Genomic DNA, 19,232 nt, shown 5'->3' with positions numbered 1-19,232 from the left:
GCTAAAAGACTCTTTCCAGAGCCGGAACAATCTCTTTCCGGCATCGTTCGCCCGCCTTGTAGATTTAAGTAGACAGCTCTGTCCACGTGCGCCAGAATGCAGCCATGTAGACAGCTTTGTCTACTTTTCAACCCAACCAGGAATCGCCATGGAAATCCGTCCTCCCCTGCCTCCCTACACCCATGAAACCGCCGTGCAAAAGGTCCGTCTGGCGGAAGATGGCTGGAACAGCCGTGACCCGGCCAGGATCGTGCTGGCCTACAGTCCGGACACGAACTGGCGCAACCGCGCCGAATTCCCGCAAGGCCGCGCGGAGGCGCAGGCATTGCTGGAGCGCAAGTGGGCCCGTGAACTGGACTACCGCCTGATCAAGGAACTGTGGTCCTACACCGGCAATCGCATTGCGGTCCGCTTCGTCTACGAATGGCACGACGACGCCGGCAACTGGTTCCGCAGCCACGGCAATGAGAACTGGGAGTTCGATGAGAACGGCCTGATGACCCATCGTCATGCGAGCATCAATGACCGTCCGATCAAGGCGGAAGACCGCAAATTCTTCTGGCCGCTGGGTCGCCGCCCGGATGACCATCCCGGTCTGACCGAACTGGGCCTGTGAAGGCAAAAAAATGGCGCCCGTGTGGGCGCCCTGTGTCACGTCGAATCCTTCCCCCGGATGAATCCGGGGTGGGGGTCAGAACTTGAAGTTGCCGTCCGACCGCGCCTGCGATCCGCTGGCGCAGCTGGTGAACTCGCGATTGCCGCTGCTGGTGGACTGATTGCTTTCCCAGACCGCGCTGGAACCGTTCCACTTCACATACTTGTACTGGATGGCCGTGCCGGCCGGCAGGCTCACGGTGCCGGTCCAGGGCACATTGGCGCCGGAGCCCTGAATGGTCAGCGCAAAGCCTGAGCCCGGTGCCCATGCACCCAGCCCGCTCACATTGCCCACCACCCGCAGGTTCTGGCCGACCACGGTGTTGGCATTGGCGATGGTGAAGGTCACCGCGCAGGTGCCCGTCCCCCCGCTGCCACCGCCGCTGCCGCTGATCTTCTGGCCGGTGTAGATCGCCACCGCCGGTGTGCTGCCGCTGTTGTTGGCGGGCACGGTGAAGCTGGCCGTGCCGCTGGCATCGACCGTCACCGTGTCGGCCGAGCAGGCCGTACCGGCCGCATTCTTGGTGCCGTTGATCACGTTGCAGTAGGTGCCGGCGGGCAGGCCGGTGGCGAAGCTGCGGGTCCAGGCGCTGCCGCTGTTGTTCAGCGCCACAAAGCCCACATTGCCGCGGCTGAAGGCCACCTGGTTGCCGTTGTCCCCCACCGTCCAGTTCTGCTGCGCCTGGCCGATGCTGGCATTGCGGAAGCCCACCATGTTGGCCAGCGGCGTCCAGCGATGGGCAAAGTCCCACACCACATTGATCTGCGGCACACCGCCGCTGTAGGGGCTGGTGGTGGGACGGTCGGCATCGGTGTTGCTGAACTTGAAGCCGGAGTAGAGCTGCGCCTCGGCGTAGCCCTGCGCCAGCATGAAGACGTTGGCCAGCGTGTAGCGCTGATTGGCCGCGTCATTGCCGGCGGCGTTGTTGATGTTCAACGAGCTGCCATTGCGCTCGGTGTCCCAGTTGGTCACGAAGACGGTGGCGTTCTGCGGCTGGATGAAGCCCCAGCTGCCGCCCCAGTTGCCCCAGGTCCCCATGATGCCGGGGATGCTGGAGAGGGTGTTGCCGTTGTTGCCGCGGAAGACATCCCGCAGGGCATAGGTGAACTGGAACTCGTTGATCGTGCCGATCGGGAAGTAGCTCGGACGGTCGACTTCACCGTCGTTGATGATCTCCTGCGTTACCCAGATGTTTTCACCCTGCAGCGTCTTGGGGTAGGCGGTCTTCACCGCGCTCATGATCGAGGTCCACGCAGACGCCGGCATGTGCTTGGCCGCGTCGATGCGGAAACCATCCACCCCCAGCGCCAGCAGCGACTTCAGATAGTTGACGATCTGGCCCTGCACATAGCTGCTCTCGGTGGCGAGATCCGGCAGGCCGCCCAGGCGGCAGTTCTGCACATTGCTGCGGCCGGCCGGCGAGTTGTAGTCGGCATCGCTGATGACGCAGTTGGCGTGGAAGTCGCTGGCGCTGAAGAACGGATAGCTCAGCGTTGCCGCGTTCCAGGTGGACCCGTCGGTGGCGGTGCCGCTGCCGTCCGCCATCTGGTTGACGACGATGTCGGCATACACCCGCACACCTGCGGCGTGGCAGGCGCTGATCATGCTTTGCAGCTGCGCGGGCGTGCCCATGCGGCTGGTGAGATTGGCATAGTTGACGGGCTGGTAGACCCCCCACCAGCCGTTGGCATTCTTCGACGCCCCCGGGGGCGAGATCTGAACGCCGCCGTAGCCTTTGGGGCCCAGCCACTGGGTGCATTCGGTGGCGATGTCGGGCCAGGCCCATTCGAACATCTGCACCGACGTGGCATTGGGGTTCAAGGCGTGCGCGGGGCTGGCCACAAGGGCAAAGGCGGCGCTGGCCGCAGCCGTGAGGGCGTGGGTGAGCCGGCGGCTCGACAGGGGCAGCAAGGGCATGATGTCTCCAGTGTTGATCGACCGCCGCCCTCGTCTCGGGGCAGCTGGGTTCGGCCACTCCAGGTCCTGCCGTGGCCGTCTTTCCTGCTTGGGAAAGTGGTCCAACTCTAGACACGATCATCGGAAATTCATGTAGGAAAACTACCAAGTCATGCCGTTTGCCTTCTATATCGAACGCGCGCGGCGTGTTTCTGTTTGTAGTTTGGCTACGGAGAGACTCACCGGTGGTCGGCCCGAGGGCCTGGCGTGAAATGCAGGCCCGACGGCGGGTTAAGACAGCGAAGGCTGTCGTTACGTCAGGGCCGATGTAACCCGGCTTCCGTCCGCGCGCAGCCGTCCCTCACCGTAAGGTGCAGACCTTGAGCCTCGCCTTGAGCCACACCTGAAGTCAAACCCTCCGGTGCGGCGCTCTCATACACAGGATGATCTGGATGCCCCCTATTCTCCGTCGCCTCGTTCTACGCGCGGCCGTGATGGCTGCCGCCGCGCCTTTCGCGCTTGCGCCCATCCACGCACAAACGGCTTCGCAGCCGCAGCCATCGACCGAAGTGGACGCTGTGCGTGCGCTGGTGGATGCGGCCGTCCGCCCCGTCATGGCCCGTAACGATCTCCCAGGCCTCGCGGTCGGCGTGACGGTCGGCGGGCGGTCGTATGTCTTCAACTACGGCGTGGCATCCAAAGCCACCCACGCGCCGGTGGACGACGAGACACTCTTCGAGATCGGCTCCATCAGCAAGACCTTTGCGGCCACGCTGGGTGCACAGGCGCAGGTCCAGGGCCAGCTGTCGCTGAACGACTCGCCCGCGCGCTATCTGCCGGCACTGAAAGGCCATCCCATCGAGCGCACCACCCTGCTGCAGCTGGTGACCTACACCGCCGGTGGCCTGCCGCTGCAGGTGCCTGACGACATCAAAAACGATGCACAGATGCAGCGATATCTGCAGCGATGGACGCCGCTCTACACGCCCGGTAGCCGGCGCCAGTACTCCAATCCGAGCATCGGCCTGTTTGGCGAAGCGGTCGCGGCCGCCTTGGGGCGTCCCTACGTCGAGGCGGTGCAATCGGACCTGTTGCCCGGCCTGGGACTTCGCCACACCTCCCTGCAGTTGCCCGAGGCGGCGAAGGCCCATTACGCCTGGGGGTACGACAAGGACAAGGCCGTGCGCATGACCCCGGATGTGTATGACGCCCAGGCCTACGGCATCCGCACCACCGCGGCCGACCTGCTGCGCTTTGTGCAGGCCAACATCGACCCGAGCGCTGTGAGCCCGTCGCTGCGTCAGGCCATCGAGACCACCCACCAGAGCGTCTATCAGGTGGGGTCGATGACGCAGGGGCTCGGCTGGGAGCACTACACCTGGCCGGTGCCCCTGGAGACGCTCAGCGAGGGCAACGCATTGGGACGTGTCGTGAGCGAGGTCACGCCGGTCACCGCAACGCCTGCCGGTCCCCGTCTCTTCAACAAGACCGGCTCCACCCGCGGCTTCGGCGCCTATGCGGCGTTCATCCCTGAGCGGCGCCTGGGCCTCGTGCTGCTGGCCAATCGCGTCTGGCCGATCCCGGACCGGGTTGCCGCGGCCCACGAGATCCTGCAGAAGCTCGACACCCTGTCAGCCCGGTGAGGGAATGCCGCAGGGGGTCGGCAGGCGGTCGGCAGGTGGGCCGCAACGAAGTCCGCCCCGCCCGCGGCGCCATGGCAAGGCACAGTCAACGCGCCCCCGAGGCATCGGCGGATGGCGCGATCTCCTCCAGCGACCGCCCTTCCGCATCCACCCCAAAGCGCAGCGCCAGCAGGCCGGCAATGATCACCAAGGCGGCGCCGAGCGCATAACCACCGGCCACCGCTTCGCGCGATCCGCTGTCCACCAGCCAGCCGAACAGCAACGGCGCCGCGAAGCCCCCCGCGCCGGTGCCCACCACATAGAACAGCGCAATCACCATCGCCCGCATCTCCAGCGGGAACACTTCACTGACGGTGAGGTAGGCCGAGCTGGCCGCCGCCGATGCAAAGAAGAACACGCCCGACCAGCACAGCGCCTGCGTGAGCGCGCTGAGCGACTCCGTCACAAACGCCACTCCGGTGGCTGCCAGTCCCACCCCCGCCAGCCCATAAGTCAAGGCAATCATGCGGCGGCGTCCCACCTTGTCAAACAGCGGTCCCAGCAGCAAGGGGCCCAGCACATTGCCCAGCGCAAACGGGAAGATGTAGAGCGCCACCCGCGTATCCGCCACGCCATAAAAGCGCGTCAGCACCAGCGCATAGGTGAAGAAGATCGCGTTGTAGAAGAACGCCTGCGCCAGCATCAGCGCCAGCGCGACGCCGCTGCGGGTGCGATACCGCTTGAGCAGCACCTGCATCACTTCGCGCACCGTGGGCATCGCCATGCGGGCGCGTTCATGAAGGGGCGGCGGTGCGGGTGGCAACGGGCCATGCTGGGCCGCGACGTCGGCTTCGATCGACTGCAGGATGCGCTCGGCCTCCTCATGCCGTCCGTGCAGCATCAGCCAGCGCGGGCTCTCCGGCACATGGCGGCGCACCAGCACCATGCCCACGGCCAGCAGCGCGCCCATCGCAAAACCGGCCCGCCACCCATTGACGGGACCCAGCACATCGGGATGCAGCAGCACCAGGCTGGAGCCCGCGCCCAGCGCCGCGCCCAGCCAGAAGCTGCCGTTGATGGCCAGGTTCACACGACCGCGCACCCGGGCCGGCACCAGCTCATCGATGGCGGAATTGATCGCCGCATATTCGCCGCCAATGCCGATGCCGGTGACGAAACGACACAGCGCAAAGAAGGCGAAGTCGGTGGAGAAGGCCGTGGCGAAGGTCGCCACCGCATACACCGCCAGGGTCACCATGAACAGCTTCTTGCGGCCCAGCCGGTCGGTCATTCGACCGAAGGCAAGCGCGCCCAGGATCGCCCCGGCCAGGTACAGCGACCCGGCCCATCCGACCTGCACACCGGTCAGACCGAGTGTGTCGGATCGCTCCAGCGCTGCCCCGACGGAGCCCACCAGCGTGACCTCCAGCCCGTCCAACACCCACGCCACACCGAGGGCGAGGACCACACGCCAGTGCCAGCGCGACCACGGCAGCCGGTCGAGCCGATTGGCGATATTGAGAGTCGCTTGTGTCATGCGGGGCATGGCAGCAAACGACATGCCGGAAGGGCGACGGTGTCCTTCAGCCGCCGAAGCGGAACTCCGGATACAGGCTCATGCCGCCGTCGACAAACAGCGTCGTACCCACCACATAGTCGGCCGCATCGCTGGCCAGCCAGACGGCCGCCTGCGCCACATCGTCCACATGGCCCACACGGCCGTACGGAATCATGGTGAGCAGTTTTTCCCGGGCTTGTGGATCTTCCACCGCGTCCTCATTGATCGCCGTGGCAATCGCCCCCGGGGCAATCGCATTCACGCGGATGCGCTCGGCGGCCACTTCCTGCGCCAGCGTCCGCATGAACAGGTCGACCCCGCCTTTGGACGCCGCGTAGTTGGCGTGTCCCGCCCAGGGGATCACCTGGTGGACCGAGCTCATGTGGATGATCTTGCCGATGGCGCGTCCACCCGCCTCCGAGCGCTCCTGCTGGCGGAACTGCTGCACCGCGGCGCGGGCGCACAGGAATTGACCGGTGAGGTTGGTGTTGAGGACGGTGTTCCATTGCTCCAGCGTCATCTCCCCGATGGGCGCATCCCGCTGCACGCCGGAATTGGCGACGAGGATGTCCAGGCGCCCGAAGGCCTTGAGCGTCTCGTCAAAGAGGCGCTGCACATCAGCCTCCTGCCCGACGTCGGCCTTGACGGCCAGCGCCTGGCCGCCCGCCTGGCGGATCTTCCCCACCAGCGCTTCCGCCGGCTCAGCCTGCGAGTGGTAGTTCACCACCACCGAAGCACCGGCATGCGCCATCGCTTGCGCAATGGCATGGCCAATGCCGGAACTGGCGCCGGTCACCAGCGCCACCTGTTGCTTCAAGACATGCTCACGGTCCATGGGTTGCTCCAGACAGATTCAACACAAAGGGAAAGGTCGGCACCGTTCACCAGCTCGGCTTGCGGCCGTCGATGGCCCGGTCCAGCGCATAGGCAGCGCTGATCAGGGCCAGATGGGTCAGCGCCTGCGGGAAGTTGCCCAGGTGCTCCCCGCCCAGGCCGATCTCTTCGGCATACAGGCCCAGGTGGTTGGCGTAGGTCAGCAGCTTGTCGAAATACAGCCGCGCCTCGTCCACCCGGCCGGCACGGGCCAGGCATTCGACATACCAGAAGGAGCAGGCGGTGAAACTGCCTTCCTGCCCCTGCAAGCCGTCCAGGTTCTCGGCGCCGCCCTCGTTGACGGTGACGTACCGGGCCACCAGTCCGTCCACCGCCAGCTCACGGCCCACGGCATCCAGCGTCGATTGCCAGCGCGGATCGCTGGAGCTGATGAACTTGACCATCGGCATCAGCAGCACCACCGCATCCAGCCGGTCCGACCCGCGGTACTGCACAAAGGCCTGTTTGCCCTCATGCCAGAACTCATCGAGGATCTGCGAGGCGATGGCGTCACGCGTCTCCACCCAGCGCACCACCGGCGCCGGCCGGGCGTAGCGCCGTGACATGCGCAGCGCACGGTCCAGCGCCACCCAGCTCATCAAGCGGCCGGAGAGGAAATCCCGCCGCTCACCGCGCATCTCCCAGATGCCGTCTTCCGGTTGGTCCCAGTGCTCGCACAGCCAGTCGATGCGTCCGGCCAGCCGGGTCCAGATGTCGATGGAGGGCGCCTCGCCGTGTTTGTCGGCGAGGTACATCGCATCCACCAGCTCGCCCACCACATCCAGCTGCAGCTGATGCGCCGCGGCATTGCCGATGCGCACGGGACGCGAATCGCGATAACCGGCGAGGTGCGTCAGCTCGATCTCGGTGTCGATGGCGGCGCCGTCCACGGCATAGAGCACCTGGGGCTGATGCTCGGTGTTCTCTTCATCGGCCCGGCCTTTGGTCCATTCGATGAAGTGATCCGCCTCTTCGGTATAGCCCAGGCGCATCAGGGCATACACGGTGAAGGCCGCATCGCGGATCCAGCAGTAGCGGTAGTCCCAGTTCCGTTCCCCGCCGATCTGTTCCGGCAGGCCAAAGGTGGCCGCGCCGATGATGGCGCCATGCCGGGCCGAGGTGAGCAGCTTCAGCGCCAATGCAGATCGCTGCACGACTTCGCGCCAGCGGCCTTTGTAGACCGATTTCTGACTCCAGCGTTCCCAGAACTTGACCGTCTGCTCGAAGGAACTGTGCAGGAAGGCGTTCAGGTCGTCGCCGCTGGGCTGCTCCTTCACGCACTCCAGCACGAAGCCGACGTCGTCGCCGGCCTTGAGCGAGAGCGAGACGCAGACGGCATGGTCATCCAGCGTCATCGGCACGGTGCTGCGCAGGCGCATCGGCCCGCCCTCGCCATCCACGGTGAAGGTGGCGATGTCGCCTGTGGCATTCAGTGTCGCCTGGCTGTCCGCCCGGGCGTAGTCGAAGCGCGGCTCGCAGCGCACCCGGAAGTCGGCCTGTCCGCGCACGCAGCGCACCCGGCGCACCAGGGCGCTGCGGGGGCCGTCGTCGCCGACCGGCATGTAATCAGTGACTTCGACCATGCCCGCGTCGCCCATGTAGCGGGTGACCAGCACGTTGGTCTCGGGCAGGTAGCGCTGACGGCTGCGCATCGGCGCACCGTCCGCTGGCCGGATCGAGAAGTGACCGCCCCGCTCATCGTCCAGCAGGGACAGGAAGACGCTGGGTGAGTCGAAGCGTGGAAAGCAGAAAAAATTGACCGTGCCGTCACTGCACACCAGGGCGGTGGTGCGCAGATTACCGATCACGCCATGGGATTCGATGTCCGGATAACTCATGGAAATGGGCCGGGAACGCAACGACCCCTCCCTGGCATGCCGCGAGCCTGCCCTGGAGGCCGGGGCCGCGCGCGGTCCGAGGCCCCCGGGGCAGCGTCTGCTCACCGGCCGTCACGCCCGTAACCGCAGCTCCTGTCCGGGCCGGCGGCGACCTGCGCACAATGCGGTCCGCGACCCGTTCACGCCGCCATGACCCACCCCTCCTCCCTCCCCGCCCCCGTCCGCCTTCCTGGGCTCGACCTGCTCCGTGCGCTCGCGGTCCTGTGGGTGATGCTGTTCCATTCCTTTCTGGTCGGCGGCCTCGGCGAGGACTTTGCCTGGCTGTCCCGCTTCGGCTGGGCGGGTGTGGACATGTTCTTCGTGCTGAGCGGCTTTCTCATCGGGGCCCAGTGGCTGACGCCGCTGTCCCGGGGCGAGCCGCCGCGCTTCGGTGCGTTTTATGCGCGGCGGGCCTGGCGGGTGCTGCCGGCGTTCCTTGTCGTGCTGGGCATCTATGTCGCCTTTCCGGCCTGGCGCGAGGCACCGGGCCTGCAGCCGTGGTGGCAGTTCGCCACCTTCACCGTCAACCTGCTGATCGACTACGGGGCCAACCAGGCCTTCTCCCATGCCTGGTCGCTCTGCGTCGAGGAACATTTCTACCTGCTCTTCCCGCTGCTCGCGGTGGCGCTGTGCCGACGGGGCAGCGCCTCGCGCACCGTCGCCTTTTGCGTCGGTCTGGTGGTGGCAGGCATGGCCCTTCGCGCCGGCATCTGGCTGCGGGACGACGCCATGCAGCCACCGCGCGCCTGGTTTGTCGAAGACCTCTACTACCCGACCTGGACCCGGCTGGATGGCCTTCTGGCAGGCGTCAGTCTGGCCCTGGTGAAGGTGTATCGCCCTCGCCTCTGGGCCCGGTGGATGCGGCACGGCCTGACGGCCTCGCTGGTCGGGGTGGTCCTGGTGGCGGCGGCGCTGTGGCTGTTCCGCGACCGCACCGGGCTGGTCGCCAATACGGTCGGCTGGCCGCTGCTGTCGCTGGGCATGGCGGGGCTGGTGGCGGGCGGCGCCAGTCCCATCAGCGGGATCGGCCGATGGCGCCTGCCCGGGGCCGGGTTCATCGCGACCATCTCCTACAGCCTTTACCTGAGCCACAAGCTGGTGATGCACGCGGTGGAGCAGTGGCTGCCCGACACCGTCCACGGCGGCTGGCAGTTTACCGTGTTCGCCCTGGCCATCCTGGTGGCGGGCACTGCGCTGCATCTGCTGGTCGAGCGGACGGGGCTGCGGTGGCGGGACCGCTTCCGGGCCCAAACCTCCCCCGCTGTTCACCAGGCGGGCGCAGCGGCCGGCGGCACCACCAGCGCCACGATCCCCGGTGCGCGCAACATCCCGGTGGAGGTCGCCATTCCCGCCACGGCTGGCGTCACCCCGAAGGCCACAGCGGCCGAGGTGCCGTGACCTAGTGCGTCCAAACACCGTCCGGTTGCGGCGGCGGCACTTCAGTCCGGACGCAAATCGGGCGATAACCGGGGTTGGTCCAATCCCGCCGGGCCCCGTCGTTGCGGGGCCGTGAATTCTTCATGAAGCTCCGTACCCGCATCTTCCTGCTCTGCCTGGCCGCCCTGACCGGCATGCTTGTCCTGGCCGCCATCTCGCTGACGACGCTACGCCAGACGATGATGAAAGAACGGGTGGCGCAGCTGTCCACCCTGGTGGTCCTGGCCCAGTCCGCCCTGGAGAAGCTCCACGAGCAGGAAACCGCCGGCAAGATCACCCGTGAAGAAGCCCAGAAGCAGGGCAAGCTGATCATCAGCAGCTTCCGCAAGGACGAGCAGTACTTCTTCGTCCGCGGCTACAGCGACGATGTGAACCTCGTCCATCCGAATCCCAAGCGGGTCGGCATCGTGGATGCCAAGGGCGGCAAGGAAGCCGGTGTCCGCTACCGCACCGCGCTGGAAGGCCAGGCCGTCGGCACCGTCATTGCGCTGGGCACCCGCCCGAACACCAAGGACGAAGTCGAAAAGCTCTACGCGGTCGTGCACTTCAAGCCCTGGGACTGGATCATCGGCTTCGGCGACTACATCGACGACATCGACAAGGCCTTCTGGCGCACCGCCATCGTCATGCTGTCCATCGGTGTGGCGCTGATGGCCGTCGTGGCGGTGCTGGGCTGGCGCCTGGCCACCCTCACCTATCGGCAGCTGGGCGGTGAACCCGACTATGCGTCCGACATCGTCCGCCGCATCGGCGCTGGCGACCTGAACGTGACCGTCGACCTGCGCGGCGCCCATGCCGACAGTCTGCTCACGGCCATGGACCGCATGCAGCGCAGCCTGGCGTCCACCGTCAGCCAGATCCGCGGCTCGACCGACACCATCGCCAGCGCCGCCGGCGAGATCGCAATGGGCAACCGCGACCTGTCGTCCCGCACCGAAGCACAGGCCAGCGCGATCGAGCAGACCGCCGCCTCGATGGAGCAGCTGACCGCCACCGTCAAGCAAAGCGCCGACAACGCACGGCAGGCCAACCAGCTGGCGGTGTCCGCCTCGGACATCGCGGTGCAGGGCGGCAAGGTGGTCGACGAGGTCGTGGCCACGATGTCCTCCATCAGCAGCTCGTCCAACAAGATCGTCGACATCATCGGCGTGATCGACGGCATCGCCTTCCAGACCAACATCCTGGCGCTGAATGCCGCGGTCGAAGCGGCGCGCGCCGGCGAGCAGGGCCGCGGCTTTGCGGTGGTGGCGGCGGAGGTCCGCACCCTGGCGCAGCGCAGCGCCACCGCCGCGCGCGAGATCAAGACACTGATCGGGGATTCGGTGGAGAAGGTGCAGGCTGGCGGTGCGCTGGTGACGCAGGCCGGCGAGACCATGACCCGCATCGTGGGCAGCGTCAAACGGGTGACCGACATCGTCGGGGAGATCTCCAGCGCGAGCCAGGAGCAGACCGCCGGCATCGAACAGATCCACCAGGCCATCTCGCAGCTGGATCAGACCACGCAGCAGAATGCGGCGCTGGTGGAAGAAGCTTCGGCGGCCGCGGAATCGCTGGAGCAGCAGTCCCAGGTGCTGGTGAATGCGGTGGGGGTGTTCTCGGCGTCCCGCTGAGAACCGGCCAGGGGGGCCGGGTCGTGCCTGCGCCGCGACGGCTACGCGGCCGTATCGCCGCGCACCGTCGCCCAGGTCATGCCCAGCTTCATGAGGTATTTGCGCAGCCGGTCCGCATCGTTGACGACGGTGCGCTGGGTGCGGGTGCGGTCGAACAACCGCCGCCCGGCCTCCGACAGCGTGGCCGAGCTGCGGCAGACCTGCACCACCAATTCCAGCTGCACCCGGTCGAACAGGTCCAGCTGCGCGGCGACTTCGGGCCCCACCAGGGCATCCAGATCCACGGCGGACGGTGCATCCGTCCCCGCGTCTTCCGGCGCTTGCCACAGCCAGCGCAGGCGCTGAATCTCGGCCTCCACCAGCGCGGTGGAAATGCGCCCGCCATCGGCCAGCGTTGACAGGCGCGTCATGCTGGAGAGCAGGTCGCGGAAGTTGCCGCGCCACAGCGCCTCGGGCGAGCGCGCGAACCGCAGATAGGCTGTTTTGGCCTCGACATTGAAGCGCACCGCGCGTCCGGACTCGGCGCTGAAACGCGCCAGCAGCGCCTCGACATTGGGTTCGATGTCCTCACTACGCTGCGCCAGACCCGGCAGGGTGTAGGCCCAGAGGTTGATCCGCGCAAACAGGTCTTCCCGGAAGCGGCCCTGGGCGACGTCCCGCCGCAGATCGCGGTTGGTACCGGCGATCAGCTGGAAGTCACTGCTGACCTCGCGGTCGCTCCCCATCGGGAAGAAGCGCTTCTCTTCCACCGCCTTGAGCAGCATGGCCTGCTCGTCCAGGCCCAGTTCGCCGATCTCGTCGAGGAACAGCACGCCTTCATGCGCCGTCCGCAGCAGGCCGGCCCGGTCGGCCGCCGCGCCGGTGAAGGCGCCTTTCTTGTGGCCGAAGAGCGTCGAGGCGGCACTGTCGCCGCGCAGCGTGGCGCAGTTGACCTCCACGAATTCGCCACGCACCTGATGGCGCGAGCGCTTGAGTTCGAACATGCGCCGCGCCAGATGGGACTTGCCGGCGCCGGTGGGTCCGGTCAGCAGGATCGGCGCCTGCGATCGCACCGCCACCCGTTCGATTTCCTCGATGAGCGCATTGAAGCGCTGGTTGCGGGTGGCCACGCCGCTCTTGAGGAAGTCCAGCGCTTCGTCGTGGGCACGGTTGAAGCGCTGCGCCAGACCGTCGTAGCGGGAGAGGTCCAGATCGATCAGGGTATAGCTGCCGGGGTCGCCCTGTTTCTGTCGGCGTGGCGGCGACGTTTGCAGCAGCACGCCCGGGATGAAGCGTGACTCCACCATCAGGAACATGCAGATCTGCGCCACGTGGGTGCCGGTGGTGATGTGGGCCCAGTACTCCTCCTTCGCGGGGTCGAAGGGATAGGCCCGCGCCCAGTCGTAGAGGGCGCCGTACATCTCGCCGAAGTCCCAGGGGTCGGCCACGTCCATGGGGACGAGGTTCACCTGGGTGTCTGGCGAGACATTCCCGATGTCCTGAACGATCTGCTCGGCCAGGCCCTGGTGCCGGGGGGAATACATCAGCTCGACCCGGTCGATGACCAGATCTTCATGCTGACCCAGGGAGACGGTGGGCCGCCATTTTTCCCAGCGGCCGGCACCGCCGCCGGCATCCAGCTGGGAACCGAGAAACCCGATGACGACCTTTTTCCTGGACATAGCGGCAAAGCGAAATGGACTGGCGCGCAGTCTAGCCTTGCCGACCGGTTCATGAGGGTTGAACAGGGGCTGAACTGTCCGGATTCCCAGTATCGGCCCGCTACAATCTGACGCCGCGCCATGGGGGTCGCCGGTCCCACCGGAGTGGCACTGGATCGCTACCGTGGATCGCTACCGTGGATCGCCGGCCGATGGCGCCAAGGCCCTCGCGCCGAGGCCCTTGCGCAAACCCTTTTCCAACCTGGATTGCCTGGATTGCCCGCAGTAAGAGACACGACCGTTGGCCGGACACGCGGGCTGACCGCTGGGCCGACCCAGCGGACTTCGGGCTCCACGCCGGCGGATCCGCTGAACGCGCCGAATGCGCTCGACCTGGAGCCGTCCGCCACCGCCCAGACGCTGCTGGCGCTGGCCAAGGCCCTGATCGGCGACGCGGTGGTCACCGAGGCCGAGCAGCAGCTGCTGCAGACGGTGCCCGCCTGCGAGGACGCTGCGCAGCTCCAGGCCCTGACCAAGGCCATCCGCCGCGGCGACGACCCGCTCGGCGCCCTGTTCTGCCGCCTCTTCCACGCCACCACCCGCCGCCCGGAAGGCCAGACCTTCACCCCGGCGCCCGTGGTGCAGGGCATGGTGAACTGGGCGCTGCGCCAGGGCCGGAAGGTGACGCGGCTGGTAGACCCCGGCGCCGGGTCCGGCCGCTACACCCTGGCCGGCCTGCGCGCCTTCCCCGAGGCCGAAGCCGTGGCCGTCGAAAAAGATCCGCTGGTGGCCCTGCTGCTGCGCGCCAACCTGGCCGCGGCAGACTTGTCCCACCGCGCCGCCGTGCTGGTGGGCGACTACCGGGAGCTGTCCCTGGCACCGGTGGATGGCCCCACCCTCTTCATCGGCAATCCGCCCTATGTGCGGCACCACGACATCAGCCCCGGCTGGAAGACCTGGTATGCCTACTGTCTGACGCACGCCGGACTCAAAGGCAGCCAGCTTGCCGGGCTGCATCTGCATTTCTTCCTCAAGACCCGCCAGCTCGCCGTGCCCGGCGACTTCGGCGTGTTCGTGACCGCCGCGGAGTGGATGGACGTCAACTACGGCCAGGCGCTTCGCGACATGCTCGCCAACGGCCTGGGCGGCACCGAGATCCATGTGGTGGCGCCGGAACTGCAGGTGTTCGAGGACGCGATGGTGTCCGCCGCCATCACCTGTTTCTCCCCTGAAGCCACGCAAGCCGATGCGCCGCTGCGCTTCCAGTCTATCCAGGCCCCGGCCGAGCTGCTCACCTTGCCCCCGGGCCGCGAGATCCCGCGGGAGACCGCGCGGCAGGAGCGCAAGTGGTCGGTGCTGCTGCGCGGCGGCCGGCCGGCGCGGCAGCCAGGGCAGATGGAACTGGGCGAGCTGTTCCAGGTGTCGCGGGGGCAGGTCACCGGGCTCAATCGCGTGTGGGTGCATGGCCCCGGCGCACCCGCCCTGCCGGAGGCCTATCTGGTGCCGAGCATCACCGATGCCTCGGACATCTCCGCCGCGCCCGGGCAGGAAATCGGCCCCCTGCAGACCCTGCGCCGCGTGGTCTGCCTGCCGCGGGATCTCGCCCCCTTGCCCGCGGCACACCGCCGGGCCATCGACACCTTCCTTGCATGGGCCCAGTCGCAGGGCGCGCATGAGGGCTACATCGCCCGACATCGCAAGCCCTGGTGGCATGTCCACCTGCGCGACCCGGCCCCGATCGTCATGACCTACATGGGACGACGTCCGCCCGCCTTTGCCTTCAATGCGGCGGGCGCGCGCTTGATCAATGTGGCTCATGGGCTGTATCCGCGCCAACCCATGAGCGAGGCCCAACTGCGCCGGCTGGTGCAATGGCTCAATGCGAATGTGAGCATCGAGGGCGGCCGGGTGTATGCCGGCGGCCTGACCAAGTTTGAACCGTCCGAGGCGATGCGTATCCTGCTGCCGCGCGACCTGCTGGCATGAGCCGCATCATGGCGTCTGGATTGCATCCGTCTCGCGCGTTGCCGGAGCTGGCGTCCCTGGATCGGATCCAGGACGACTGCCGCGAGGCGCGCGCCGAGTTCCGCAGCCGGCGGCTGCTGGACCCGCTGAAGGACTACAACGGCGTCTATCCGGAAGCGGTGGAAGCCGCAACGCTGGTGATTGATGCGCTGGACCGCCTGCTGGTGGGACCGACGCCGTCCTCGTTCTCAGCCATAGGCCAGACGATGGACCTTTTTGGTGAGGCCAACGGTGCGGACGCCGGACTGCTGTCTGCCATCGTCGGCCACAAGCTGCAGTTCCAGGCGCTGCGCGCGCTGGCCGCGCCGCCGATCTCCGAGGACGACCTGGACACCCTGCTCGACGCCAGCGTCAACAAGACGGCCGTTCGCAAGCACCAGGCCCTGGCCGATGAGATCGGCCGCCTGCTGCTGGCCGCCCTGGACCCGCACCGCTTCCCCTGGGTGCTGCAGGGCCGCGCGCCCACCGAGACGGAGCGTCACACAGCGATCATGTCGACCGCCGTGCTGATCAGCATGAACACGGTCTACACCCGCCGCCGCAGCGACGAACGTGACCAGCTGGAAGGCCGACTGGAACAGCTGCTGATCGACAAGGGCTACACCCGGGCCCCCGCGCCGCGCGGCGGGATTGCGGATGTTGGCATGCTGCCGCCACGCGGCGTGTTCATGCGCCAGTGCAAGCTGGGCAAGCACAACGCCGATCTGGTGGTGATGCTGTGGGATGGCCGGCTGCTCGCGGTGGAGTGCAAGGCGTCCAACAGCACGGTGAATGGCGAGAAGCGCCTCAACAAGGAAGTGGTGGCGGATGCCGGCGATTGGTACGAGCAGTTCGGCCGCTCCAATCTCGTCGCCGCTGCACTGCGGGGTGTGTTCAAGCCCGCCAAGGTGATGGAGGCGCAGGCGCAGGGCGTCTACCTGTTCTGGTGGCACCGGATCGACGCCCTGGCGGACTTCCTCGACCGGGCCCGCTGACGCGGTATCAACGCCGGGCCTTGGCCGCCCGCCCCGCCAGCACGATGCCGGCCAGCACCAGCGCGCTGCCGCCCAGGAAGGTCGGCGTCAGCGACTCCTTCAGCAGCCATGCGCCCAGCAACACCCCGAACAGCGGCGTGAGGAAAGAGAACACGCCCAGCCGCGACGCCAGGTAATGCCGCATCAGCCAGAACCAGGCCAGGAAGCTGGCAAACGACACGACGACACTGTGAAAGCCCAGATGGGCCCACACCCGCAAGGTCGGCTCGACATGCGACTGCCCGGTGATCCACACCGCGGGCAGCAGCCAGGCCACCGCGCCGAGCAATTGATACAGCAGGGTCTCGGACGCAGGCGCCTGGCTCAGCGAAGTGGTGCGGATGGTGATGGTGGTCGCGCCCCACGCCGCACCGCCCAGCAACGCCAGCACGTCGCCCAGCAGGCTGCTGCTTCCGCTGGGGCTGGTGGACTGACCGCCCAGAAACGCCAGGGCCGTGCCCCCGAAGGCCAGCGCAACGCCGATCCACTGCCCACGAACCAGTCGCTCTTCCGGCCGCAGCAGATGCAGACCCAACACCGCGAACAACGGCGCGGTGTAGAGGAACACCACCACATGCGCGGCTGCCGTGAGCCGCAGCGCTTCCGCCACCAGGAGGAACTCGATCGCGAAGAGGGTGCCCACCGCCGCACCGGCGCCATAACGTGCGCGGGCCAGCCGCTCTCCGCGCCACGCCATCAGCGCCGCCAGCAGCACGGCGGCCACGAGGGAGCGCAGCGCCACCATCAGCATCGGGCTGATCTGGTCGGACACCGCTTTGAGGGAGATCTGCTGCAGCGCCCAGGTGAAGCACAGCAGGGTCATGATGGACACGGCGCGTGCGTCCAGCGCGCCGGGCAGCGCAGATGCACTCGCGGCGCTGGACGCCGCTGAAGCAGGCGAGGGCGCTTGCGGCTGGGAAGACGCAAGGCCGTGGGCCATCGACGGGAGCGCTTCGACCGCGCACCCGGTGCCGGTCATTGAACCAGCGCCACCCGCACCGGCAGCGCCGGTCTTGGAAATATCGGAGGACAACATGGACGGCATGATGCCCCGGACTGTGCGGCAGGGATTTCTCGGTGACAAGCGCATAATTCGCCGCACGTCCATTCGATGATCGAATCCATGCAGGACCTGCAGACCGACTGGCTCAAGTGCTTTGTCACCGTGGTGGACGCCGGGTCGCTCACCGCTGCCGGGCCGGAGCTCAACCGCTCTCAATCGGCCGTCAGCATGCAGCTCAAGAAACTGGAGGCCGCCGTGGGCAGCCGCCTGCTGGAGCGCGGCACCCGGCACCTGCAGCTCACCGATGAGGGGCAGACACTGCTCGGCTATGCCCGCCGCATGCTGGACCTGCATGCCGAGGCCCAGGCGGCGCTGCACGGCGAATCCCTGTCCGGCCTCATCCGGCTGGGCGTGCCGGACGACTACGCCAGCCGCTACATGACACCGGTGCTCAAGCGATTCGCCCCTCGTCACGGCGGTGTGGAGATTCAGCTGGACTGTGAGCAATCCACCCGCCTCATTCCCCGCGTGGCCAGCGGCGACCTGGATCTGGCGCTCATCTCCCGCGACCACGCCCGGCGCGGCACCTTGCTCTTCCATGAACCGATGGTGTGGGTCGGGTCGCCGCAGTTCGAGGTCTGGCAGCGGACGCCCCTGCCGATTGCGGTGTATGAGCCCGAGAGCCTGGGCCGGCGCAGTGCGCTGCAGTCGCTGGCGGTGCAGGGGCGGCCGTACAAGGTGGTCTACAACAGCTCCAGCCTGGCGGGCCAGATCGCCGCGGTGGAGAGCGGGCTGGCCGTCGCCGTGCTGACGCAGTGCAGTGCGCCGGCGCATCTGCAAATTCTGGGGGCCGCGCACGGCCTGGGTCCGCTGGCGCCGATGGAAGTGGCGGTGTACCGCAGCGCGGCCTCCAAGGGATCCAAGGCGGTGGACCGGCTCCACCGCATGCTGGTGCAGACGCTGCGGCAGGCGGGCTGAGCGCCTGCTGCGCCAGGGCAAATGGAGTCGCCCGGCGACGTGGCCTGACCGGCATGATGGCAGACCCTTCACCGAGCCGCGCTCGCGGCTCGTGCCTATCCGCCAAGTTGCCGGTCAGGCCGAGTCTTGGCGCAGGAACGGAAGCGCAGCCGCCAGCAGCGCTTCCGGCGCTTCCTCCGCGATGTAATGCCCGCAGGGCAGCGCGGCGCCCTGCACCTGATCGGCCACCCGCTGCCATTCGGCCAGCGGATCAAAGCAGCGCTGCACCACGCCCTGGTCGCCCCACAGGGCCAGCAGCGGCATCCGCAAGCGATGTCCGCGGTCCCGATCCTCCCGGTCATGGACCAGGTCGATGCCGGCCGAGGCGCGATAGTCCTCACACAGACCGTGGGCCGTGCCCGGCAGCTGGGCGCATCGGATGTACTCCGCCAGCGCACGCGGATCAAACGGAGAGAGCCCCGCACCGCGGCGGCCCATCACCTCGCGCACATACGCTTCCGGGTCCGCCAGCAGAAACCGTTCCGGCAGCGGCGCGGGCTGGATCAGGAAGAACCAATGCCAGTACGCCCGCGCAAAGGCTTCAGTCGTCTGCTCGTACATCGCCAGTGTGGGGGCGATGTCCAGCAGCACCAGTCGCTGCACGGCGTCCGCATGATCGGCCGCCAGCCGGTGGGCCACCCGCGCGCCACGGTCGTGGGCCATCACCCGGAAACGCGCATGCCCCAGCGACTGCATCACCCGCAGCATGTCCCGCGCCATCACCCGCTTGCTGTAGTTCTCATGCTCGGGCAGGCCTGCCGGCTTGGACGAGTCGCCATAACCACGCAGGTCGGCCAGCACCACGGTGAAGTGGCGCGCCAAATCCGGCGTCACCTTGTGCCAGAGTGCATGCGTCTGGGGATGCCCGTGCAGCAGCAGCAGCGGCGGGCCCTCGCCCCCCACTCGCACGCGGATGTGCACGTCGTCGTCGGTGCGAACGGTCTGGTCCCGGAAGCCGGGAAACAGCTCGGACGTCGTCGGGGCGTTCTGCAGTGGCTGGCCCATG

13 protein-coding genes and 1 pseudogene are annotated in these 19,232 nt (G+C 67.5%); 7 read left to right on the top strand and 7 right to left on the bottom strand.

The annotated features are described in order from the left end of the window. Positions 1 to 148: 148 nt before the first annotated feature. On the top strand, positions 149 to 616 hold the full coding sequence (locus tag FHS28_RS21255) for a nuclear transport factor 2 family protein (protein ID WP_088453875.1): 468 nt from the start codon (positions 149 to 151) through the stop codon (positions 614 to 616). 75 nt (positions 617 to 691) lie between these two features. On the opposite strand, the gene FHS28_RS21250 is transcribed toward FHS28_RS21255, so the two are convergent. After that, positions 692 to 2,572 (bottom strand): carbohydrate-binding module family 20 domain-containing protein, encoded by a 1,881-nt coding sequence (locus FHS28_RS21250; RefSeq protein WP_088453876.1) that lies wholly within the window; start codon positions 2,570 to 2,572, stop codon positions 692 to 694. A 473-nt stretch (positions 2,573 to 3,045) separates the two neighbouring features. On the opposite strand from FHS28_RS21250, the gene ampC reads away from it, so the two are divergent. After that, positions 3,046 to 4,194: a class C beta-lactamase gene (gene ampC / locus FHS28_RS21245; protein ID WP_375140792.1), complete on the top strand. Its 1,149-nt coding sequence runs from the start codon at positions 3,046 to 3,048 to the stop codon at positions 4,192 to 4,194. An 85-nt stretch (positions 4,195 to 4,279) separates the two neighbouring features. Here the strand turns inward: ampC and FHS28_RS21240 are convergent, their stop codons facing one another. Genes FHS28_RS21240 through FHS28_RS21230 form a run of 3 tightly spaced genes read right to left on the bottom strand, consistent with a single transcriptional unit; the run spans position 4,280 to position 8,442 of the window. Continuing rightward, a complete protein-coding gene (locus FHS28_RS21240; protein WP_088453963.1) occupies positions 4,280 to 5,710 on the bottom strand; it encodes an MFS transporter in 1,431 nt (476 codons plus the stop codon). A 46-nt stretch (positions 5,711 to 5,756) separates the two neighbouring features. Then, the gene (locus tag FHS28_RS21235; RefSeq protein WP_088453878.1) at positions 5,757 to 6,566 is read right to left on the bottom strand and encodes an SDR family oxidoreductase; all 810 of its coding nucleotides are present in this window, start codon (positions 6,564 to 6,566) and stop codon (positions 5,757 to 5,759) included. A gap of 46 nt (positions 6,567 to 6,612) precedes the next feature. Next, a complete protein-coding gene (locus FHS28_RS21230) occupies positions 6,613 to 8,442 on the bottom strand; it encodes a glycoside hydrolase family 15 protein (RefSeq protein WP_088453879.1) in 1,830 nt (609 codons plus the stop codon). A gap of 189 nt (positions 8,443 to 8,631) precedes the next feature. Between FHS28_RS21230 and FHS28_RS21225 the strand changes: the two genes are divergently transcribed. Continuing rightward, a complete protein-coding gene (locus tag FHS28_RS21225) occupies positions 8,632 to 9,879 on the top strand; it encodes an acyltransferase family protein (RefSeq protein ID WP_088453880.1) in 1,248 nt (415 codons plus the stop codon). A gap of 122 nt (positions 9,880 to 10,001) precedes the next feature. Beyond that, positions 10,002 to 11,528 (top strand): methyl-accepting chemotaxis protein, encoded by a 1,527-nt coding sequence (locus FHS28_RS21220; protein WP_088453964.1) that lies wholly within the window; start codon positions 10,002 to 10,004, stop codon positions 11,526 to 11,528. Positions 11,529 to 11,647: 119 nt separating this feature from the next. Here FHS28_RS21220 and rtcR read toward each other — a convergent pair. Further along, positions 11,648 to 13,189, bottom strand: a pseudogene (gene rtcR / locus FHS28_RS21215) (RNA repair transcriptional activator RtcR); the annotation flags it as partial. Positions 13,190 to 13,444: 255 nt separating this feature from the next. Here rtcR and FHS28_RS21210 point away from each other — a divergent pair. Together FHS28_RS21210 and FHS28_RS21205 are read left to right on the top strand one after the other, a co-directional pair. Beyond that, positions 13,445 to 15,154: a class I SAM-dependent methyltransferase gene (locus tag FHS28_RS21210; RefSeq protein WP_246410428.1), complete on the top strand. Its 1,710-nt coding sequence runs from the start codon at positions 13,445 to 13,447 to the stop codon at positions 15,152 to 15,154. Next, complete coding sequence (locus tag FHS28_RS21205) at positions 15,151 to 16,167, top strand: XamI family restriction endonuclease (protein ID WP_088453882.1); 1,017 nt, start codon at positions 15,151 to 15,153, stop codon at positions 16,165 to 16,167. The genes FHS28_RS21210 and FHS28_RS21205 overlap by 4 nt, the downstream gene beginning before the upstream one ends. A 7-nt stretch (positions 16,168 to 16,174) precedes the next feature. On the opposite strand, the gene FHS28_RS21200 is transcribed toward FHS28_RS21205, so the two are convergent. Then, entirely contained in the window at positions 16,175 to 17,029 is an 855-nt protein-coding gene (locus FHS28_RS21200) for a DMT family transporter (protein ID WP_246410447.1), read from the bottom strand. A gap of 300 nt (positions 17,030 to 17,329) precedes the next feature. Between FHS28_RS21200 and FHS28_RS21195 the strand changes: the two genes are divergently transcribed. Continuing rightward, a complete protein-coding gene (locus tag FHS28_RS21195; RefSeq protein ID WP_246410427.1) occupies positions 17,330 to 18,187 on the top strand; it encodes a LysR family transcriptional regulator in 858 nt (285 codons plus the stop codon). A gap of 114 nt (positions 18,188 to 18,301) precedes the next feature. Here the strand turns inward: FHS28_RS21195 and FHS28_RS21190 are convergent, their stop codons facing one another. Next, positions 18,302 to 19,231: an alpha/beta fold hydrolase gene (locus FHS28_RS21190; protein WP_088453884.1), complete on the bottom strand. Its 930-nt coding sequence runs from the start codon at positions 19,229 to 19,231 to the stop codon at positions 18,302 to 18,304. Position 19,232 lies beyond the last annotated feature (1 nt).

Source organism: Roseateles terrae, assembly GCF_014192155.1.
GTDB lineage: Bacteria > Pseudomonadota > Gammaproteobacteria > Burkholderiales > Burkholderiaceae_C > Roseateles > Roseateles terrae.
The sequence above is the reverse complement of the archived record's forward strand: the minus strand, read 5'-3'. Positions and strand labels throughout refer to the sequence as shown.